General features: G+C 73.9%; 15 protein-coding genes. 9 read left to right on the top strand and 6 right to left on the bottom strand.

The window, feature by feature from the left end; genetic code table 11:
* Positions 1-15: 15 nt before the first annotated feature.
* Positions 16-1,593: a M23 family metallopeptidase gene (locus tag ACZ5WG_RS24840; RefSeq protein ID WP_468726018.1), complete on the bottom strand. Its 1,578-nt coding sequence runs from the start codon at positions 1,591-1,593 to the stop codon at positions 16-18.
* A 221-nt stretch (positions 1,594-1,814) separates the two neighbouring features.
* A complete protein-coding gene (locus ACZ5WG_RS24835; RefSeq protein ID WP_468726016.1) occupies positions 1,815-2,600 on the bottom strand; it encodes an esterase/lipase family protein in 786 nt (261 codons plus the stop codon).
* A 222-nt stretch (positions 2,601-2,822) separates the two neighbouring features.
* Here ACZ5WG_RS24835 and ACZ5WG_RS24830 point away from each other — a divergent pair, with 222 nt between their 5' ends.
* Positions 2,823-3,227 (top strand): cobalamin B12-binding domain-containing protein, encoded by a 405-nt coding sequence (locus tag ACZ5WG_RS24830; RefSeq protein WP_383505609.1) that lies wholly within the window; start codon positions 2,823-2,825, stop codon positions 3,225-3,227.
* Between the two features lie 58 nt (positions 3,228-3,285).
* On the opposite strand, the gene ACZ5WG_RS24825 is transcribed toward ACZ5WG_RS24830, so the two are convergent.
* Positions 3,286-4,914 (bottom strand): DUF5691 domain-containing protein, encoded by a 1,629-nt coding sequence (locus ACZ5WG_RS24825; RefSeq protein WP_468726014.1) that lies wholly within the window; start codon positions 4,912-4,914, stop codon positions 3,286-3,288.
* A gap of 190 nt (positions 4,915-5,104) precedes the next feature.
* A complete protein-coding gene (locus ACZ5WG_RS24820) occupies positions 5,105-6,445 on the bottom strand; it encodes an SWIM zinc finger family protein (protein ID WP_468726012.1) in 1,341 nt (446 codons plus the stop codon).
* A gap of 134 nt (positions 6,446-6,579) precedes the next feature.
* On the opposite strand from ACZ5WG_RS24820, the gene ACZ5WG_RS24815 reads away from it, so the two are divergent.
* The 5 genes from ACZ5WG_RS24815 to sucD all read left to right on the top strand — a co-directional run bounded on the left by ACZ5WG_RS24815 (position 6,580) and on the right by sucD (position 13,817).
* Positions 6,580-7,686: an ATP-binding protein gene (locus ACZ5WG_RS24815; RefSeq protein WP_468726010.1), complete on the top strand. Its 1,107-nt coding sequence runs from the start codon at positions 6,580-6,582 to the stop codon at positions 7,684-7,686.
* Positions 7,683-9,944, top strand: coding sequence for a DUF5682 family protein (locus ACZ5WG_RS24810; protein ID WP_468726009.1), 2,262 nt, complete (start codon positions 7,683-7,685; stop codon positions 9,942-9,944). The genes ACZ5WG_RS24815 and ACZ5WG_RS24810 overlap by 4 nt, the downstream gene beginning before the upstream one ends.
* 265 nt (positions 9,945-10,209) lie before the next feature.
* A complete protein-coding gene (locus ACZ5WG_RS24805; RefSeq protein WP_468726007.1) occupies positions 10,210-11,376 on the top strand; it encodes a vWA domain-containing protein in 1,167 nt (388 codons plus the stop codon).
* Between the two features lie 350 nt (positions 11,377-11,726).
* The gene (gene sucC / locus ACZ5WG_RS24800) at positions 11,727-12,905 is read left to right on the top strand and encodes an ADP-forming succinate--CoA ligase subunit beta (RefSeq protein WP_366100195.1); all 1,179 of its coding nucleotides are present in this window, start codon (positions 11,727-11,729) and stop codon (positions 12,903-12,905) included.
* Positions 12,906-12,926: 21 nt separating this feature from the next.
* A complete protein-coding gene (gene sucD, locus ACZ5WG_RS24795; protein WP_030710487.1) occupies positions 12,927-13,817 on the top strand; it encodes a succinate--CoA ligase subunit alpha in 891 nt (296 codons plus the stop codon).
* Between the two features lie 89 nt (positions 13,818-13,906).
* On the opposite strand, the gene ACZ5WG_RS24790 is transcribed toward sucD, so the two are convergent.
* Positions 13,907-15,475 carry a helix-turn-helix domain-containing protein gene (locus ACZ5WG_RS24790; protein ID WP_468726005.1) on the bottom strand — a complete coding sequence of 523 codons (1,569 nt, stop codon included), beginning with the start codon at positions 15,473-15,475 and terminating at the stop codon, positions 13,907-13,909.
* A gap of 123 nt (positions 15,476-15,598) precedes the next feature.
* On the opposite strand from ACZ5WG_RS24790, the gene ACZ5WG_RS24785 reads away from it, so the two are divergent.
* Positions 15,599-17,233, top strand: coding sequence for a cell division protein PerM (locus tag ACZ5WG_RS24785; protein WP_468726003.1), 1,635 nt, complete (start codon positions 15,599-15,601; stop codon positions 17,231-17,233).
* Between the two features lie 42 nt (positions 17,234-17,275).
* Here the strand turns inward: ACZ5WG_RS24785 and ACZ5WG_RS24780 are convergent, their stop codons facing one another.
* Positions 17,276-17,884 (bottom strand): hypothetical protein, encoded by a 609-nt coding sequence (locus tag ACZ5WG_RS24780; protein WP_468726001.1) that lies wholly within the window; start codon positions 17,882-17,884, stop codon positions 17,276-17,278.
* A gap of 212 nt (positions 17,885-18,096) precedes the next feature.
* Here ACZ5WG_RS24780 and purN point away from each other — a divergent pair, with 212 nt between their 5' ends.
* On the top strand, positions 18,097-18,720 hold the full coding sequence (purN, locus tag ACZ5WG_RS24775) for a phosphoribosylglycinamide formyltransferase (protein WP_468726000.1): 624 nt from the start codon (positions 18,097-18,099) through the stop codon (positions 18,718-18,720).
* On the top strand, positions 18,717-20,306 hold the full coding sequence (gene purH, locus ACZ5WG_RS24770; protein ID WP_468725999.1) for a bifunctional phosphoribosylaminoimidazolecarboxamide formyltransferase/IMP cyclohydrolase: 1,590 nt from the start codon (positions 18,717-18,719) through the stop codon (positions 20,304-20,306). Before purN ends, purH begins: the two co-directional genes overlap by 4 nt.
* Positions 20,307-20,561 lie beyond the last annotated feature (255 nt).

Genomic DNA, 20,561 nt, shown 5'->3' with positions numbered 1-20,561 from the left:
CCCGGCCGGCCGGGCTTAGGTCGGGTCCAGGCCGTGGCTGCGGAGCCAGGGCAGGGGGTCGATCGCCGAGCCGCCGCCGGGCCGTACCTCGAAGTGGAGGTGCGGGCCAGTGGAGTTGCCGGAGTTGCCCGAGTAGGCGATGACGTCGCCCGCCTTGACCTTGCCGGACCGGATCTTGGTGCTGCTGAGGTGGCAGTACCAGGTCTCGGTGCCGTCGGGCGAGGTCACTATGGCCATGTTGCCGTAGGCGCTGTTCCACTGGGTGCGCACGGTGCCGTCGGTGGCGGCCATGACCGGGGTGCCGTAGGAGACCGGGAAGTCGATGCCGGTGTGCACGGACATCCACATGCCGCCGGCCTGGCCGAAGCTGGCGCTGAGGCCGTGCTGCTCGACCGGGATCGCGAACTTGGGGCGGGCCGCCTCCTTGGCCGCCTCCTCCTCCGCCTTCTTCTTCTTTTCCTCTTCCTGGCGCTGGCGCAGGTCGATGCGCTCCTGCGTGCGGCTCGCGCGGTCCGCGAAGTCGCCCGCGTCGGCGCTGAGCGCCGTCAGCTGGGTGTCGAGCTTGCTGTTCGCCGCGACGGGCTTCACCGAGGCCGGGTCGGGCGCGGCCATCGTGGTGGTTTCCTCGGCGGGCTTGTCCGCGGCGGTGAGTCCGCCGACGGAGGCTGCCGCGACACCGGCGACGCCCATCACGCAGGCGGAGGGCACGGCCACGGTCAGCAGGGCGGAACGCTTCGCCGGGGTACGGCGCCGGCTGCTGCCGCCGCTTCCGGACGGGGAAGCGGCCGCGGACGCCGACTTGGTCTTGGCGCCGGCGCGACGCGAGCCGCGCGGCACGGGCGCGGCGGCCGGGGTGACCGGCATGGCCTGGGTGGGCAGGTCGTGCACCGGGGCGGCCGCGAGGTCGGCATCGAGATCGAGCCCGAAGTCGTGGTCGAGGCCGAGGTCGGGTCCGTGCTCGAGGCCGAGGTCGTGGTCCGGCTCGGGGGCTTCGCCGCCGAGGACCTCGAAGACGGCGGTCTCGCTGTAGCCGTCGGCGGCGGGTGTGGCCGGCGCCTCGTAGGCGTAGGCCGTGTCCTGCTGCTGCGGCTGTGCCTCGTGCTGCTGCTGGTACTCGTACTGGTAGTCGTACGAGAAGGTCTGGGTCTGCTGCTCGTGCTGCGGGACGGTGTTCCAGGCGGTGGCGTCGTACGCGCCGGTCTCGGTGCCCGTGGTGCCGTAACCCGGCATCGCCCACTGCCCGGTCTGCGCGGCCTGCCCGGTCTGTTCGTAGCCGAAGGCGGTGGCCTGGTAGTCCGTGCTGCCCGGCTGGTTCCAGGCGCTCGCATCCCACTGTCCGGTGCCGGCGTCACCGGTGACGCCGGCCTGGGCGGGGATGGTCGACAGATAGCCGCCGTCCTGCGGGTAACTGCCCTGGGCGGACCAGGCGGTGGAGTCGTACGCGCCGGTCTCGTACGAGGCGTAAGAGGCGTAGTCGTACCCCTGGCCCTGCGTTTCGTAGGAAACATAGGCCGAGTCACCAGCGAAAGTGGTGTCGGAAAGGCCGTCGTACCCGGAATCGGGGTACAGGCCCGACGAGGGGCGGTCGTTCACCAACTTCTCTTTCGCCTCGGCAGTGGGGGCCTGGGTGGCCAGGGAACTCGAGGTTCCCTGGGGAGAGCAGTGGCGTGACTGTACCCGGCGGTTACTGGCAACGACAATCTTCGAGAGGCTCCGAGCTTTCCGGAACCGGGCATTCGGCCGTCTTTCGGTCGCGGCAAGGCCGAGCCTTGGCCTTGAGTTCGAAATCCGTTCGAGTCCGGGTGGGTTGGTGTTCACGCGACGGAAGCGGCGTCTCCCAGGCTCTCGACCGCGGCCGGACCGGATCCGTCCAGCGTGCGCCGGACCGCCGCCGTCACGGCGGGATGGGCGGGCAGGGCGAGGTGCCCGATACCGGTGACCTGCACGTTCTCCACGCGAAGATCCGGATGCTCGATGCGGGCCGTCTCGGTCGGATCCATCAGCTCGTCGAACTCGCTCCAGAACGCGACGCATCGGGTCCGGCAGCCGGGCGCGGGTGCCCGCAGTTCGGCCATCACCTCGGAATCCGGGCGCATCTGCCGGACCAGCGGGTGGGCGTCCATGAAGGGGGCGACCCGCGTGCCGGAATGCGGGGTGCCGAGCGTGACGAGCGTGCGCACGCGGGCCTCGCCGCCGAGGCGCTGGACGTAGTACCGCCCGACCAGTCCGCCCAGGCTGTGCCCGACCAGGTCCACCTGCTCCTGTCCCGTGCGCTCGCACAGCTCCTCGACGCGCCGGGCGAGGTGGCGGGCGGTGACGCGCAGGTCGCGGGTGAAGGGGGAGTAGTTGTACGTCTCCACCTGTCGGCGTCCGCCCGCGGCGAGCGTGCGGCGCAGCAGGACGAAGACGGACCGGTTGTCGGTGAACCCGTGCAGCAGGAGTGCGGGTGTCTGTCCGAGGTGTTTTCTGCCGATTTCGGCGGGCTTCTCCTGGCGTATCCCGGTCGGGTAGAGGAGCAGGTGGCCGCCGAGGACCACCGCCTCGAGCACGCCGGCCCGCAGCGCGGCCCCGGACACGGGTACGGGTATGGACACCCCCATGGACGGCCCCCCTAAGCCTTGTGGGACAGCGCCTCTTGGGGCTGCGGCCGGCCGCGCCACCGTGCCGTGCGGCTGTCGGTACGGTGGCGCGGCGCCCCCGGTGCGGCTCCCCTGGCGGTGAATCAACGCCGTCCCACGTGTGATTTCCCCCTCGTGGTTGACCGCGAAACGGGGGTGTGCGCGATGCTGTACTTAACGTTCGTTCACTCGGGAGGCAGTGCGATGGGTGTGACCGGTCCGATCCGTGTGGTGGTGGCCAAGCCGGGTCTCGACGGCCACGACCGCGGGGCCAAAGTGATCGCGCGTGCGCTGCGGGACGCCGGCATGGAGGTCATCTACACCGGCCTCCACCAGACCCCCGAGCAGATCGTGGACACCGCGATCCAGGAGGACGCCGACGCGATCGGCCTCTCGATCCTCTCCGGCGCCCACAACACGCTGTTCGCGCGCGTCCTCGAACTCCTCAAGGAGCGCGACGCGGAGGACATCAAGGTCTTCGGCGGCGGCATCATCCCGGACGACGACATCGCCCCCCTGAAGGAAAAGGGCGTGGCCGAAATCTTCACCCCGGGCGCAACGACGACGTCGATCGTGGACTGGGTCCGCGCCAACGTCCGAACCGCGTAGCCGCCGGGCCACCGCTGCGCGGAGTCGAATGCCGCGCAGCGGGTACCCCCCGGGCAGGTCAGGGCCGCGGGGCCAGCTCCGCGAGCATCGTGGCGCGCAGGCGCAGCGTGGCGACCAGCCGCTGGAAGGCCTCCGACCAGTACGCCGCCGCGCCCGGAGACGTGTCCGGCGGGCCGTCCGACGCCGTCGTCAGGGACTCCAGATGGTCGGCCGCCGCGGGATCCAGGCAGCGCTCCGCCAGGCCCATCACCCCGCTGAAGCTCCACGGGTAGCTGCCCGCCTCCCGCGCGGCGTCCAGCGCGTCCACCACCGCCCGTCCCAGCGTCCCCGCCCACGGCACCACGCACACGCCGAGCAGCTGGAAGGCCTCCGAAAGGCCGTGGGCCCGTATGAACTCCGCGACCCACTCCGCCCGTTCCCCGTCCGGCAGGATCGACAGCAGCTTCGCCCGCTCCGCGAGCGACGCCGTGCCGGGGGCCGTCGCGGGCGGCGCCGAGGCTGCGCCGAGCAGGGCCTTGGACCAGTCCGGATCACGCTGGCGAACGGCCGCCCGGCACCAGGCCGCGTGCAGTTCCTCCCGCCAGCTCTCGCCCTCGGCCACCGGCAGCGCCACGATCTCCGCCGGGCCGAGCCCGCCGAACCGCTCCCGCCAGCAGGACAGCGGCGCCGCCTCCACCAGCTGGCCCAGCCACCAGGCCCGCTCCCCGCGCCCGGCCGGCGGCCGTTTGACCACCCCGTCCCGGAGCATCCCCGCATCGCACTCGGCCGGCGGGGCAACCCCCTCGGGCCCCACGCAGGCCAGCGCCCGCTCCGCCATCCGCCCGGCCAGCGCGGACTCCGGGAGAGCGGACAGCAGCTCGGCGGCCGTCGCCCGGACGTTGCGGCTCCGGTCACCCAGGGCCGCCTCCAGGAACGGCTCGTCCCCCGCCGTCAGCCCCACCCGTAGCGAATCGAGGAACATCAGCCGGTCCTCGGCCCGTTCCGTGGCCCAGGTCGTCGACAGCAGCCGCCTCGCAGCCGCCGCCTCGTGCGCCCGTACGGCCCCCAGTAGGGCCACGCGCTCCGCGAACAGCCCCTCCTGCCACAGTCGTTCCACCCCGGCCCGGTCCTCGGGGCCGGGCAGTTCCCCCGCGCCGCCCGCCCCGCCGCGCAGGGCGAACCGCCAGTCCGGGTTCAGCCGGGCCAGCCACAGCCCCCGCGCCCCGGCCAGGGCCAGCGCCTGCGGGCGCAGGTCCGTACGGGCCCGGGCCGCGTCCAGCAGCGCCGGCACCAGCGCGGCCGGCGCCCGGTAGCCGTACCGCCCGGCGGCGGCCAGCCACTGCGGCAGCAGCTCCGTCAGATCCGGGGCGGCCCCGCGCCGCCCGCCGCCGCTGCCCGCGCCGGTCCGGCCGGCCAGCAGCTGGGCGAGCCGCCGCCGGGCCGGCTCCGGCGGGGCCGGGCGCGGATCCCGTGGCGCGGGATCCGGCCGCGGACCCGCCTCGGCGGGCCGCAGCCCGGCCCGGCGCCGTACGGTCTGCACGGCCGCCGCGTCGAGCAGCGCCGCCGGACTCCCCTGCCGCCGTCCCGTCCCCAGCAGCGCGGCCCCGACCAGCTCCTCCCACTCCCCGTAACCCGCGTCCGCGGTGGCACCCGTAGTCGTAGTCGTAGTCGTGGTTGTCGTCGTGCCCGTGGTCGTCTTGGCCGTCACCGCGTCCCTCCCTCTCGTCGTGCAGTGCTCCGGTCCCGCCCCCTCCGCGGGACCGGAGCAGCTTTCGTGTCCCGTCCGCCGACCCTTCAGCTTGCGTGGTTGTCGTTCACAAAAGCCCCCCGGCTTCGTCGTTTGTGCACGTCAGCGCCCCCGCGCCAACGCTCCCTCCCCTACACCGCCCCCGGCGCCGTCACACCAGGGCGACCGGTTCCGGGCAGCCCGGATGCCACGCCGTCAATGGAGTGAATCCGCGGTGTCCGCATTCGCCGAACACCGTGACCGGGCCGCCGCCCGAGAGCGCGGCCAGCTGCCACAGCCCGGACCGCGACCCGCCGCCGGCGAGCGTGACCGGCAGCGCGGAGTCGCCCTCCGCATCCGCCAGTTGCCAGCCCGGTTCCCCCGGAATCGGGATCACCGGGCCCAGCACCACCGGCCACGAGTCGAGCCACGGGTCCTCCCGCAGCGCCGCCCCGTACGCCTCCAGTGCCGCCCCCGTACCGACCCCGGCCGGGATCCGGTCGCACGGCGCGGCCGCCGCGGATCTCTCCCCGAGATCCGCCCGCAGCCCCGCCGAACCGGGCCGGAAGCGGGCCTCCGCCTCCAGCACCAGCCCCACGGGCAGTGCCAGCCCCGGAGGCCGCCCGGGCGGACCGAAGTCCAGTACCAGGGCCGGGCGCCCGCTCCCCAGCCCGTGCAGCCAAGTCCGCCGGGTGGTGAGCCGGCCGTCCGGTGACACCGAGTCGTACTGGGACAGCACCAGCCAGCGGTCCCGTACGGCCTCCCCCTCCGCGGCGGTACCCGGAAGCCCCACCCTGCTCCGGACCGTCGCGGCGAGCGGCTCCGGCAGACCTGCCAGCCCGAGCCAACCCCGGTTCAGCAGGTGCAGCAGCGCGCCCTCCTCCAGCATCCGGGCGGGCCATCCTGGACCGCAACTGGGTATCGTCCCCAACTCCCGTACCCGCGCCGCCAGTCCGGGCGCCTGGGCGTCGACCATCCGTGCGGCCGTCTCCTCCCAGGGCGCGTACCCCGCCTGCTGCTGGCCGGCCAGGCCGCCGCGCAGCACGTCCTCGAGCCGCTGTTCCAGCTCGCCGACGCCCGCGCTGATCCGGGCCGCCCTCCGTTCGGCCCGGCGCTTCGCCGCCTCCTCGTCCGCCGGTCTGCCCGCCGCGGCCGCGGGGCGCCCGGCCTTCGCCACCCGCTCCGCCAGCCATCCGGCGGCCCAGTCCGGCGCCTCACCGGGCTCGCCGAACCCCTCCGCCGCCCAGAGCAGCAGCAGCCCGAGCGCGTGCTTGCACGGAAACTTCCGGCTCGGGCAGGAGCACGTGTACGCCGGGCCCCTCAGGTCCACGACCGTCCGGTACGGCGTACTGCCGCTGCCCTTGCACAAACCCCACACCGAACCGGAAGCGGAATCTCCGGTCTGCGACCACGGACCCGCCCCGCCCAGCTTGGCCCCCGCCTTGCGTGATGCATCGTCAGGGGCCAGGGCCAGTACCTGTTCCGCCGTCCAGCGGACCGCCTGCTCAGTCATGTGTCCCACCGTAGAGACCCCCACTGACAATCGCTCTGACCTGCAACAACGGTATGAGGGAAGGGCGTTGTCAGTGGCGTGGTGCACGGTTGTTCCAGCAGTCGGGAGCGGCTGCCGAGCATTGGAGGGGGACCATGACCATGCCCGGGAACGGCAAGGGCGCCGAGGCGCTGCGGCCGCACGCCGAAGACGCCTTCGCAGACGAACTGAAAGCCCTCGCGGCCGCCGACGACCGGCCCCGCCCGACGCGCTGGAAGCTCTCCCCGTGGGCCGTCGCGACCTACCTCCTCGGCGGCACCCTCGACGACGGCACGGTCATCACGCCCAAGTACGTCGGCCCGCGCCGCATCGTCGAGGTCGCCGTCACCACCCTCGCCACCGACCGCGCCCTGCTCCTGCTCGGCGTGCCCGGCACCGCCAAGACCTGGGTGTCCGAACACCTGGCCGCCGCCGTCAGCGGAGACTCCACCCTCCTCGTCCAGGGCACCGCCGGCACCCCCGAGGAGGCGATCCGGTACGGCTGGAACTACGCCCGCCTCCTCGCCCACGGACCCAGCCGCGAAGCCCTCGTACCGAGCCCCGTGATGCGGGCCATGGCCGAGGGCATGACCGCCCGCGTCGAGGAGCTCACCCGCATCCCGGCCGACGTCCAGGACACCCTCATCACCGTCCTGTCCGAGAAGACGCTCCCCATACCGGAGCTCGGCCAGGAGGTGCAGGCCGTGCGCGGCTTCAACCTCATCGCCACCGCCAACGACCGCGACCGCGGGGTCAACGAGCTCTCCAGCGCGCTGCGCCGCCGCTTCAACACCGTCGTGCTGCCGCTGCCGGCCACCGCCGACGCCGAGGTCGACATCGTCGCCCGCCGCGTCGACCAGATGGGCCGCGCCCTCGACCTGCCGGCCGTGCCCGAGGGCCTGGAGGAGATCCGCCGCGTCGTCACCGTCTTCCGCGAGCTGCGCGACGGGGTCACCGGAGACGGCCGTACGAAGGTGAAGTCGCCCAGCGGCACCCTGTCCACCGCCGAGGCCATATCGGTCGTCACCGGCGGCCTGGCCCTGGCCGCCCACTTCGGCGACGGCGTCCTGCGTCCGTCCGACGTGGCCGCCGGGATCCTCGGTGCCGTGGTCCGCGACCCGGCCGCCGACAAGATCGTCTGGCAGGAGTACCTCGAGGCCGTGGTGCGCGAGCGGGACGGCTGGAAGGACTTCTACCGCGCCTGCCGGGAGGTGACGGCATGAACGGTACGAGCGGCCGGGCCGCCGAGCGGCGGGGGCCGCTGCTGCTGGGCGTACGGCACCACGGGCCCGGCTCGGCCCGCGCGGTGCGGGCCGCCCTCGACGCGGCCCGCCCGGCGGCCGTGCTGATCGAGGGCCCGCCGGAGGGGGACGCGCTGCTGCCGCTGGCCGCCGACCCGGGGATGCGGCCGCCCGTCGCCCTGCTCGCGCACGCCTCCGACGATCCGGGCAGGGCCGCGTTCTGGCCGCTGGCCGCGTTCTCGCCGGAGTGGGTCGCCATCCGCTGGGCGCAGGAGCAGGAGGTGCCGGTTCCGGTGCGGTTCATCGACCTCCCGGCCGCGCACACGCTGGCCGCGCAGACCGACACCGACCCGGACGCGGCCGAGTCCGTACGGCCGGACCCCCTCGCGGTGCTGGCCGAGACCGCCGGGTACGACGATCCCGAGCGCTGGTGGGAGGACGTGGTCGAGCACCGCGGCGCCGTCCGGGAGGACCCGCTCGCCGCGTTCGAGGCTCTGGGGGAGGCCATGGGGGCGCTGCGCGAGGCTTACGGGGACGGCGGCCACGTGCGTGACCTGGTGCGCGAGGCGTACATGCGGCAGCGGATGCGGGCCGCCCGCCGGGAGTTCGGCGATGCGTACGCCGTCGTGTGCGGGGCCTGGCACGTGCCGGCGCTGCGCGCGAAGACCACGGCCGCCGCGGACCGGGCGCTGCTCACGGGGCTCCCCAAGGTCAAGGTGGAGACCACCTGGGTGCCCTGGACCCACCGGCGGCTCGCCCGGGCCGGCGGGTACGGCGCGGGCATCACCTCGCCCGGCTGGTACGCGCACCTCTTCGCGGCCCGGGACCGGCCGGTGGAGCGGTGGCTGACCAAGGTCGCCGGGCTGCTGCGGGAGGAGGACCGGCAGGTCTCCCCGGCGCACGTCATCGAGGCGGTCCGGCTGGCGGGGACGCTGGCCGCGGTGCGCGGGCGGCCGGTGGCCGGGCTGACGGAGACCCTCGAGGCGGTGCGGGCCGTGATGTGCGACGGCTCCGACATACCGCTCGCGCTCGTCGAGGACCGCCTGGTCGTCGGCGACGTGCTCGGCGAGGTCCCCGACGGGGCGCCCGTCGTACCCCTGCAGCGGGACCTGACCCGGCAGCAGCGCTCGTTGCGGCTCAAGGCCGAGGCGCAGGAGCGCGAGCTGGAGCTCGACCTGCGCAAGGACAGCGACGCGGCCAAGTCCCTGCTGCTGCACCGGCTGCGGCTGCTCGGCATCGACTGGGGCACGCCGGCCGTCTCGCGGGGGAGCACGGGGACGTTCCGCGAGACGTGGCGGCTGCGCTGGGAGCCGGAGCTGTCGGTGCGGGTCGCCGAGGCCGGGATCTGGGGCACCACCGTCGTGGCGGCCGCCACCGCCAAGGCCGAGGCGGACGCGTCCGGGGCGGCGGAGCTCGGCGAGGTGACGGCGCTGGCCGAGCGGTGCCTGCTGGCCGGGCTGTCCGAGGCCCTGCCCGCCGTCCTGCGGGCCCTCGCGGACCGGGCCGCGCTGGACACCGACGTGGCGCGGCTGGCCAAGGCCCTGCCGGCGCTGGCCCGTTCGCTGCGGTACGGGGACGTACGGGGGACGGACGCGTCGGCCCTGGGCACGGTCGCGGGCGGGCTCGCGGAGCGGATATGCGTGGCGCTGCCGCCCGCGTGCGCGGCGGGCCTGGACGGGGACGCGGCAGCGGAACTGCGGGGGCATGTGGACGGGGTCCACGCCGCGATCGGACTCCTGGAGGCGGACGGCCTGCGGGATCGCTGGTCGGCGGTACTGCGGGCGCTGGCCGGGCGGGACACGGTGCCGGGGGTGATCCGCGGGCGGGCGGCCAGGCTGCTCCTGGACGACGGGCGGCTGCCGGCGCAGGAGACGGCGCGGCTGATGGGTCTCGCGCTGTCCCCGGCGGCGTCGCCGGCGGACGCGGCGGGCTGGATCGACGGCTTCGCGGGAGGCGGGGGCACGTTGCTGGTCCACGACGAGCGGCTGCTGGGGCTGGTCGACGCGTGGCTCACCGGGGTGCCGGAGCGGGCCTTCACCGACGTACTGCCGCTGCTGCGCAGGACGTTCGGGGCGTACGAGGCGGGCGTGAAGCGGAGCCTGGGCGAGCTGGTCCGCCGCGGCCCGTCGGCGAAGCAGGTGCCGTCCCGGGCCCCAGCGGGCTTCGCCCCCACCCTGGACGCCGCCCGCGCGGACGCGGTCCTCCCCGTCCTCCGCCTCCTCCTCCCCGCCCCGGGATGACCACCGACGCCCCGGCGGGCTCACCGGGCCCCGCGCCTCGATCGCCGGCGGGGCCGGATGTGCCGGCGTCGGGCCGGATGCGCGCGGGTCCGGGCGGAGCTCCGGGGAACGGGGGAAGCGCGCGGCGGGGACGGCTCCGCGCAGCGATGGGGCGGGGCGGGGCGCTTGGCACCGGCGGGTACGGGGGCTCGGTGCGTCGGAGACGGAACGGATACGCGCCGTCGGCACGGGCCGGTGGCCGGGACGAGCACAGGGGGACGGGCAGATGAGCAGTACGGGGATCCCGGCAGTGGGCGACGCCGCCGCGCAGGCGCGGCTGCGCAGGTGGCGGATGGTGCTCGGGGGGGACGGGGACGGGACCGGGTGTGCCTTGAGCGGGCGCGACGCCGGGATGGATGCCGCGCTCTCGGCGCTGTACGGCGGAGGCGGGGCCCCGAAGAGCGGCGGGGAGCGCAGTGGGGGGCTCGGGGGGTCCGCGCCCAACGTGGCCCGCTGGCTCGGGGACATCCGTACGTACTTCCCCAGCTCGGTCGTCCAGGTCATGCAGCGGGACGCCATCGAGCGGCTCGGCCTGTCCACCCTCCTCCTGGAGCCCGAGATGCTGGAGGCCGTCGAGCCCGACGTCCATCTCGTGGGGACGCTGCTCTCTCTCAACAAGGCCATGCCCGAGACGACCCGTGAGACGGCCCGGGCCGTCGTCCGCAAGGTGGTCGAGCAGTTGGAGGAGCGGCTCGCGTCCCGCACCCGAGCCACCCTCGCCGGCGCCCTCGACCGCTCCGCCCGGACCAGCCGCCCCCGGCACGCCGACATCGACTGGGACCGGACCATCCGGGCGAATCTGAAGAACTACCTGCCGGAGTACAAGACCGTCGTCCCCGAACGGCTCGTCGGGTACGGGCGCGCCGCCCGGGCGGTGAAGAAGGAGGTGGTCCTCTGCATCGACCAGTCCGGATCGATGGCCGCCTCCGTCGTCTACGCCTCCGTCTTCGGCGCGGTGCTCGCCTCGATGCGTTCGATCGCGACCCGGCTCGTCGTCTTCGACACCGCCGTCGTGGACTTGACGGATCAGCTCGACGATCCGGTCGACGTCCTGTTCGGCACGCAGCTCGGCGGCGGCACCGACATCAACCGCGCCCTCGCCTACTGCCAGTCGAAGATCACCCGCCCTGCCGACACCGTCGTGGTCCTGATCAGTGATCTCTACGAGGGCGGCATACGCAACGAGATGCTGGGCCGCGTCGCGGCGATGAAGGCGTCGGGAGTCGAGTTCGTGACCCTCCTGGCCCTGTCCGACGAGGGTGCTCCCGCCTACGACCGCGAGCACGCCGCGGCCCTTGCGGCACTGGGCTCTCCGGCCTTCGCCTGCACCCCCGACCTCTTCCCGGAGGTCATGGCCGCGGCCCTGGAGAAGCGCCCCCTGCCCGTCCCCTGACGCGTCCCCGGACCCGCCACCGCCCGCGTCCCGAACCGGCCCCCGCCCGTCCCCCGACCCGCCGCCGCGCCGCTCCCCGAACCGTCCCCGATCGGCGCGGCCGGGCCTGGCGGATCACACGAACTTCCAGTTCAACCGTGAGGCGATCTGTGACAGGTATCACCGCTCAGGTGTGATCTGCGATTTAGGGACCCACGTCCCACGGGGATAACCTGCGGGACGGACATGCCGCGTCCACGGTCACCGTGTGCGCCTCCCTAGTGACAGCGCCGTCACGTTGCCCTCCGCGGCACGCCCACGCAGACAACCGCGAATCACTGCGAATCTTTGAAGACAAGGGACGGACGCGCGTGGACCTGTTCGAGTACCAGGCGAGGGACCTCTTCGCCAAGCACGGTGTACCGGTGCTGGCCGGTGAAGTCATCGACACGCCTGAGGCGGCTCGCGAGGCCACCGAGCGGCTGGGCGGCAAGTCGGTCGTCAAGGCGCAGGTGAAGGTCGGCGGCCGCGGCAAGGCCGGCGGCGTCAAGCTCGCCGCCACCCCGGACGAGGCCGTCGCCCGCGCGACGGACATCCTGGGCATGGACATCAAGGGCCACACGGTCCACAAGGTGATGATCGCCGAGACCGCTCCCGAGATCCTCGAGGAGTACTACGTCTCGTACCTGCTGGACCGCACCAACCGCACCTTCCTGGCCATGGCCTCGGTCGCGGGTGGCATGGACATCGAGCAGGTCGCCGAGGAGACCCCGGAGAAGCTCGCCAAGGTCCCGGTGAACGCCAACGAGGGCGTGACCATCGAGAAGGCCCGCGAGATCGTCGCGCTGGCGCAGTTCCCGGCCGAGGTCGCCGAGAAGGTCGCCGAGGTCCTCGTGACCCTGTGGGACACCTTCATCGCCGAGGACGCGCTCCTCGTCGAGGTCAACCCGCTCGCGAAGGTCGCCTCCGGCGACGTCATCGCGCTCGACGGCAAGGTCTCGCTCGACGAGAACGCCGAGTTCCGCCAGCCGGGCCACGAGGAGTTCGTGGACCACGCGGCCGCGAACCCGCTCGAGGCCGCCGCCAAGGCGAAGAACCTCAACTACGTCAAGCTCGACGGCGAGGTCGGCATCATCGGCAACGGCGCGGGTCTCGTCATGAGCACCCTCGACGTCGTCGCGTACGCCGGTGAGAACCACGGCGGCGTCAAGCCCGCCAACTTCCTGGACATCGGCGGTGGCGCCTCCGCCGCCGTCATGGCCAACGGTCTCGAGATCATCCTCGGCGACCCGGACGTCAAGTCCGTCTTCGTCAACGTCTTCGGTGGCATCACCGCCTGTGACGAGGTCGCCAACGGCATCGTCCAGGCGCTGGCCCTGCTGGAGGAGAAGGGCGAGGCGGTCACCAAGCCGCTCGTCGTCCGTCTCGACGGCAACAACGCCGAGCTGGGTCGCAAGATCCTCTCGGACGCCAACCACCCGCTGGTGCAGCGCGTGGACACCATGGACGGCGCGGCCGACAAGGCCGCCGAGCTCGCGGCTGCGAAGTAAGGGCAGAGGTCACAGACTCACATGGCTATCTTCCTCAACAAGGACAGCAAGGTCATCGTCCAGGGCATGACCGGTGCCACGGGCATGAAGCACACCAAGCTGATGCTGGCTGACGGCACCAACATCGTCGGTGGCGTGAACCCGCGCAAGGCCGGCACGACCGTCGACTTCGACGGCACCGAGGTCCCGGTCTTCGGCTCCGTCGCCGAGGCGATGGAGAAGACGGGCGCCAACGTCTCCGTCCTCTTCGTCCCGCCGGCCTTCGCCAAGGCCGCCGTCGTCGAGGCCATCGACGCCGAGATCCCGCTGGCCGTCGTCATCACCGAGGGCATCGCGGTGCACGACTCCGCCGCCTTCTGGGCGTACGCGACCGCCAAGGGCAACAAGACCCGGATCATCGGCCCGAACTGCCCGGGTCTGATCACCCCCGGCCAGTCCAACGCCGGCATCATCCCGGGCGACATCACCAAGCCCGGCAAGATCGGTCTCGTGTCCAAGTCCGGCACGCTGACCTACCAGATGATGTACGAGCTCCGTGACATCGGCTTCACCTCCGCCGTCGGCATCGGTGGCGACCCGGTCATCGGCACCACGCACATCGACGCCCTGGAGGCCTTCGAGGCCGACCCGGAGACCGAGCTGATCGTCATGATCGGCGAGATCGGCGGCGACGCCGAGGAGCGTGCGGCGGACTTCATCGCGAAGAACGTCACCAAGCCGGTCGTCGGTTACGTCGCGGGCTTCACCGCCCCCGAGGGCAAGACCATGGGCCACGCCGGCGCCATCGTCTCCGGCTCCTCCGGCACCGCGCAGGCCAAGAAGGAGGCCCTCGAGGCCGCCGGCGTCAAGGTCGGCAAGACGCCGACCGAGACGGCGAAGCTCGCGCGCGAGATCCTGAACGCCGCGCAGTAACGCTTGCCGCTGCTGTACTCGTGTACGGCTGTACGGGCGTGGCCCGCATCCCGAACGGGGTGCGGGCCACGCCCGTTTCTGCTCCCGCCCTACTCCAGGCCGGGGGCGAGCCGCTCGGGTCTGTGCGCCGGATGCGCGCGCAGCTTCTCGCGCAGCTGCCGGGTCTCGTCGGTGAGCCGCTGGGGGCCGCCGAGCGGGGGGACCCCGGAGACGCTCGCGCCGGGCGCGATGGGGGGCTCGTACTGCCGGGGCGCGGTCGCGGTGGTGTACGCGGTCGCGACGGCGATCACGGCGCTCAGGCCGAGGACCGCGCGGGTCAGCCGCTTGACGCGGTGCTCGGCGGCGACGCGTACGGCGGCTGCGGCGCGGGGCTCCAGCCGGACGGCCGGCTTGACCGCGCCGAGCCGCTCGCGCAGCAGCGCGGACCGTTTCCCGGGCGGCGCGGCGGCCAGTTCCGGGATCCGGTCGGCGAGGGCGGCGTGCGCGTGCAGCAGGCGGCCGCCGGCGGTGGGGGTGCTGGCCTCGGTCTCGGCGGCGGTGTCGGGGAGGTCGAGGCCGACGCCGTCGTAGAGCAGGACGGTACGGCGGTGGGCCGGCGGGAGCGCCAGCATGGCGTCCATCAGGATCCGGTCGGCGGGGGCGGCCGGGGCCTTGTCGGGGTGCTTGTGGGCGCGGCGGAACCGGTGCCAGGGGGAGAGGGCGTACTCGTACGCGGCTGCGCGCACCCAGCCGACGGGGTCGGGATCGGTGGCCACCTCGGGCCACCGCGCCCAGGCGAGCTGGAACGCCCGCTCGACGGCCTCTTGGGAGAGGCGTCGGCGGCCGGTGAGCAGGTACGCCTGCCGCGTGAGGGCGGGGGCGGCGTACCCGTACAGCGCATCGAACACCTCCCTGGGCCCCAACGGCCCATCCGCAGCCCCACCGTCCGGAACCTCCTGATCCGCCTCCGGCCCGTCCGGTGTCTGCTCCGGCCCCTCGGGCTGGGCCGCGGCGGGCGACGACGCCCCGGGCTGCTCGGTGGCGTCGTCCGGTGCCTGCGGGTGCCCCTCCGGCCCGGCCGGCGGGGCACCCGGGTGGGGTGCAGTGGCCCCTTCGGGCGTGGGCCGGTGCCCCTCCGGGGCGGCGGGGTCCTGTCCCGGCCCCTCCGGGTGGGACGTGGCGGGCGGCTGCCCGGGCTGCTCCGTGGCAGCGGCCTGGACCTGCCGGGACCCTTCCGGGTGGGGGGAGTCCTCGGGGGCGGTTTCTGACGGTGCGTGGGGCGGGTCCTGCTCGGACGCGGGTGCGTGGTCGTCGTGATGCGGGAGCTCCGGGGGGCGGCCGGACGGGCCGGGGGTCGTCCGGCCGGGCGTGCCGATGCCGCGGGCAGTGGCCCTGACGTTGACCTTGGCATCGTGCCGGGGCATGGCCGCCGCGCCCGACCCGGCGGCCACCGCGTCCTGCGCACGCGCGTCCGGGGGCTGGAGGGCCGTCAGGAAGCCCGCGTACGCCTCGCGTTTGCGGCCCCGGGGGTCCGTGCGGCCCGTCTCCCAGGAGCGGACCGTGCCGACCGTGACGCCCACCGCCGTCGCGACGTCCTCGTACGTCAGGCCCGCCGCCTCGCGCAGTCTGCGGCGTTCCTTGGGCGAGGGGAGCCTCGGCTCCTCGACGCTCTCTGTCATGCCACACTCCCCGTGACCTGCCGGCAGCCCTGGGCGTAAAAGTACATAAAACGTATATTGAGCGACACCACGGACATTCGCCTGTTACACGCCCATAGCGCGTGTCGTTGGCACCATGGCGGGGTGACCCAAGTGACCGAACGCGGCACCTCGTTGCCGACGGTGCTGCCGCCCGCCCCGCGGGCCGCCGCCGGGCGGCGCCGTTCGCCGGCCGCCGCGGCCTGTGTGCTGGGCGGGGCCGTGGCCGCCGGGCTGGGGCTCGGCTTCCTCGCCGTGCTCGTCATCGTGCTGTGGATCAGCTCCCCCTACCCCGACAGCGGCCCCGGCGGCGCCCTGCACCTGGCCGCCGGGCTCTGGCTGCTCGCCCACGGGACCGAGCTCATCCGGTACGAGACCCTCTCCGGGGTCCCGGCCCCCGTCGGGGTGACCCCGCTGCTGCTCGTCGCGCTGCCCGCCCTGCTCATGCGCCGAGCCGCCCGCCTCGGCAGCGCCTCGGGCGACGGCAGCGACGGGGACGAGGTCCTGCCTGCCGGCGCCGTCTTCTCCGCCGTGACCTGCGGATACCTCTCCGTCGGATCGCTGGCCACCGTCTACGCGGCCGGCGGCCCCATGCCCGCCGACCCCCTCAGCGCCGCCTGGCACGTCCCGCTGGTCGCCGTGCTCGCCGCCGCCGGCGGGGTGTGGGCGGCCAAGGGGCGTCCGGTCGGGCCGCTGCCGGAGTGGGTGCCGGGGGGCGTACGGAGGGCCGTCGCGCGCCCCCGCTACGCCGTCGCGCTCCGCGCCGGAGCCGCCGGGGCCCTCGTCCTCCTGGGCGGCGGCGCGCTGCTCGTCGGGGCCTCGCTCGCCTGGCACGCCGCGGAGGTCCAGGGGTCCTTCCTGGCGCTGACCGGGGTCTGGTCCGGCCGCTTCGCGGTCCTGCTCCTCGCCCTCGCGCTGCTCCCGAACGCCGTGGTGTGGGGCGCGGCCTACGCCCTGGGGCCCGGCTTCGCCCTCGGCACCGGCGCGACCGCGACCCCGCTCGGCTTCGCCGGATCGCCCGCGCTGCCGAGGTTCCCGCTGCTGGCGGCACTGCCGCCGGAGGGGCCCGGGACGCTGCTGACCTGTGCGACCGCCGGGGTGCCGCTGCTGGCCGGGCTGGCAGTCGGGTGGTTCGCGGTACGCCGGGCGCGTGAAGTCTCGTACAGGGAAACCGCTCTGACGGCGGCTCTGGGCGCGCTCGTGTGCGCGCTGGTGCTGGCCGGGCTCGCGGCGGCCTCGTCGGGGCCGCTCGGCTCGCGGGGGCTGGCGAGCTTCGGCCCGGTGTGGTGGGCGACCGGCGCGGCGGCCTTCGCGTGGACGCTGCTGCCGGCGGTGCCGGTGGCGGTGGCCGTGCACTCCTGGCGGACCCGGCCCGCACGGCAGGCGGACGCGATCGCCGTGGAGGGGGAGGACGAGTGGCACGACAGCGGCGAACGGGAGCGGCGCTGGGAGGCCCTGCGGCGTGCCGCGGGCGCCCTGATCCCCGACCTGGCCCAGGACGCGCCGCAGGCCCCCGCCGAGCGGATCCCCGCCACCCCGCCACCCGGCGCACCCGCCACACCCGCCACGCCCGTCAAACCATCGCGCCGGTTCACCGTCATGACGGGACTTCACCTGGACCTGACACCGACTCCGGTCCCGGCGGAGCGGGCCGCGCCACGGGAACCCAAGCCGTCCGGGTCGCTCGTACCGCCCGTGACCGGCGCCCGCGTACTGCCCCGCCGCAGGCCCCCGGCCTGAGCCGGCGCGACCGCCACCGACGGCCGCTGCTGCTGCCTGCCGCTACTGCTGGACCTTGAGGATCTTGCCCAGCACGTTGTCCGGCAGCAGCGTGTTGCACTGCAGCTCCGCCGACTTGGTGAGGGCGTCCTCTCGGCAGATGTAGAAGTCCTTGTACGCCAGCTGCAAGCCGTACGAGCTCAGGGCCAGCAGGATCGCCAGCGAGGCCGTGACCAGCCCGCCGATCGCCGCCGTCCGCTGGGGGCGGGCGGCCGGCCCGAGGGCCGCCAGGCCCCCCTGGGCGGCAGGGCCCGCCACGGCGTCGGCCCCCGCGCCCGACGGGGATCCGGCCGCAGGCTTCCCGCGCAGCCCGCTGATCCCCCAGTACAGGGCGAGCGCACCCAGCAGCAGCCCGACCGACGGGATCCCGAAGATCCCGAAGAAGAAGCCCCACATGCCGGCCAGCAGCGCGTACCGGGCGCGCCGCTGGACCGGGTCCGTCGGGTCCCAGCGCACGGGGCCGCTCGGGCCGGTGCCGGGGTCCTCGCCGGGGCGGCCGCCACCGCCGTCGCCACCGCTGCGCGGCTGCCACGGCTGGTCGGGCCGGCCCTCCGGGGGAGCCGCGAAGGGGTTGTCGTCGGTGGAGGAGTCGGGCTGGCGGCGATCCGGCATCGAGTGCGTTTCTTCCCCTGTGTCGTGGCCCTGTGCGGCTTGTATGCCAGACGCTACCGCCCGCCCGTCCCCCCGTCCCTCGGGGGCTGTCCGGTGTGCCGGTATCGTTGCAGGCGGTCGGCGGCTTCGTAGGGTCCCCCGTATTTCGGGATACCGAAGTTTTGTCTGATCACACAAGATGTATGGAAGCATTCCCGCAGAAAGGGCCTCCCATGGCCGCCTCCCGCCTGGTCGTGCTGGTCTCCGGTTCCGGCACCAACCTCCAGGCCCTGCTCGACGCCATCGACGCCCACCCGGGCGGATCCGAGGGCTTCGGCGCCGACGTCGTCGCCGTGGGGGCCGACCGCGAGAACATCGTCGGCCTGGAGCGGGCCGAGAAGGCGGGGATCCCCACCTTCGTGTGCCCGGTCAAGGCGTACGGGACCCGTGAGGAGTGGGACACCGCCCTCACCGAGGCGACCGCCGCCCACGCGCCGGACCTCGTCGTGTCCGCCGGGTTCATGAAGATCGTGGGCGCGTCGTTCATCGGCCGCTTCGGCGGCCGCTTCATCAACACGCATCCCGCCCTCCTCCCGGCCTTCCCGGGCGCCCACGGTGTACGGGACGCCCTCGCCTACGGCGCGAAGGTCACCGGCTGCACGGTCCACTTCGTGGACGCCGGCGTGGACACCGGTCCGATCATCGCCCAGGGTGTGGTCGAGGTCCGGGACGAGGACGACGAAGCCGCTCTGCACGAGCGCATCAAGGAAGTCGAGCGCCAGCTGCTCGTCGACGTCGTGGGGCGCCTGGCCCGGCACGGCTACCGCATTGAGGGACGAAAGGTAACAATCCAGTGACCGCCGTAGAGAGCAGCACCACCTCGTCGAGCTCGTCGAAGCGACCGATCCGGCGCGCGCTCGTCAGTGTCTACGACAAGACGGGACTGGAGGAGCTGGCCCGCGGCCTGCACGAGGCGGGCGTCGCGCTCGTCTCCACCGGCTCCACCGCCTCCAAGATCGCCGCGACCGGCGTGCCCGTCACCAAGGTCGAGGAGCTCACCGGCTTCCCCGAGTGCCTGGACGGCCGGGTCAAGACCCTGCACCCGCGCGTGCACGCCGGCATCCTCGCCGACCTGCGCCTGGAGGACCACCGGAACCAGCTCGCCGAGCTCGGCATCGAGCCCTTCGACCTGGTGATCGTCAACCTCTACCCGTTCCGGGAGACCGTCGCCTCGGGCGCCACCCCCGACGAGTGCGTCGAGCAGATCGACATTGGCGGCCCGTCGATGGTCCGCGCCGCCGCCAAGAACCACCCCTCGGTCGCCGTCGTCACCAGCCCCGCCCGGTACGCCGACGTCCTCGCCGCGGCCCAGGGCGGCGGCTTCGACCTCACCGCGCGCAAGCGGCTGGCGGCCGAGGCCTTCCAGCACACCGCCGCGTACGACGTCGCCGTGGCCTCCTGGTTCACGAATGCGTACGCCCCGGAGCCGGAGGCCGTACTGCCCGAGTTCCTGGCCGGCGCGTGGGACCGCAAGTCCACCCTCCGCTACGGCGAGAACCCGCACCAGGCCGCCGCGCTGTACACGGACGGCCGGCCGGGCGGGCTCGCCAACGCCGAGCAGCTGCACGGCAAGGAGATGTCCTTCAACAACTACGTGGACACCGAGGCCGCCCGCCGCGCCGCGTACGACCACGACGAGCCCTGCGTCGCGATCATCAAGCACGCCAACCCGTGCGGCATCGCCGTCGGCGCGGACGTCGCCGGCGCGCACCGCAAGGCGCACGCCTGCGACCCGCTGTCGGCCTTCGGCGGCGTCATCGCCGTCAACCGCCCGGTGACCGTCGAGCTCGCCGAGCAGGTCGCGGAGATCTTCACCGAGGTCATCGCCGCCCCGGCGTACGAGGACGGCGCGGTCGAGATCCTGGCCAAGAAGAAGAACATCCGCGTCCTGAAGGTCGACGGCACCCCGCACCAGCCCGGTGACCTGAAGCCGATCTCCGGCGGCGCGCTGCTCCAGCAGTCCGACCTCTTCCAGGCCGAGGGCGACGACCCGGCGAACTGGACCCTCGCCACCGGCGACGCCCTCTCCCCGGAGGAGCTCGCCGAGCTCGCCTTCGCGTGGAAGGCCTGCCGGGCCGTCAAGTCCAACGCGATCCTGCTCGCCAAGGACGGCGCCTCGGTCGGCGTCGGCATGGGCCAGGTCAACCGCGTCGACTCGGCGAAGCTCGCCGTCGAGCGGGCGGGCGCCGAGCGCGCGCAGGGCTCGTACGCGGCCTCCGACGCGTTCTTCCCCTTCCCGGACGGGCTGGAGATCCTGACCGCCGCGGGCATCAAGGCCGTGGTCCAGCCGGGCGGTTCGGTCCGTGACGAGCAGGTCGTCGAGGCTGCGAAGGCGGCCGGCGTGACCATGTACTTCACCGGCACCCGGCACTTCTTCCACTGAGCACCGGTCACTGGCCACCGGGCACCGAGTACGGCGAAGGCCGCCACCCGCAGCACTGCGGGTGGCGGCCTTCGCCGTACCGTACTGGCAGGGTCGTGTGCCGCGTCCTGGGTCGTGTCGTCAAAGTCCCTCCCCCAGCTACCGCTGGGAGGTGCCCCCAGGCTGGCGGGGTCTGGCACGCACGCTCGCCGCGTTGTCGTCGGTCAACGACGCTCCGCGTCGCTTCCCTCCTCCGCCTTGCGATCGCACGCACCA

This window comes from Streptomyces sp. NPDC032745 (genome assembly GCF_055579465.1).
The sequence above is the reverse complement of the archived record's forward strand: the minus strand, read 5'-3'. Positions and strand labels throughout refer to the sequence as shown.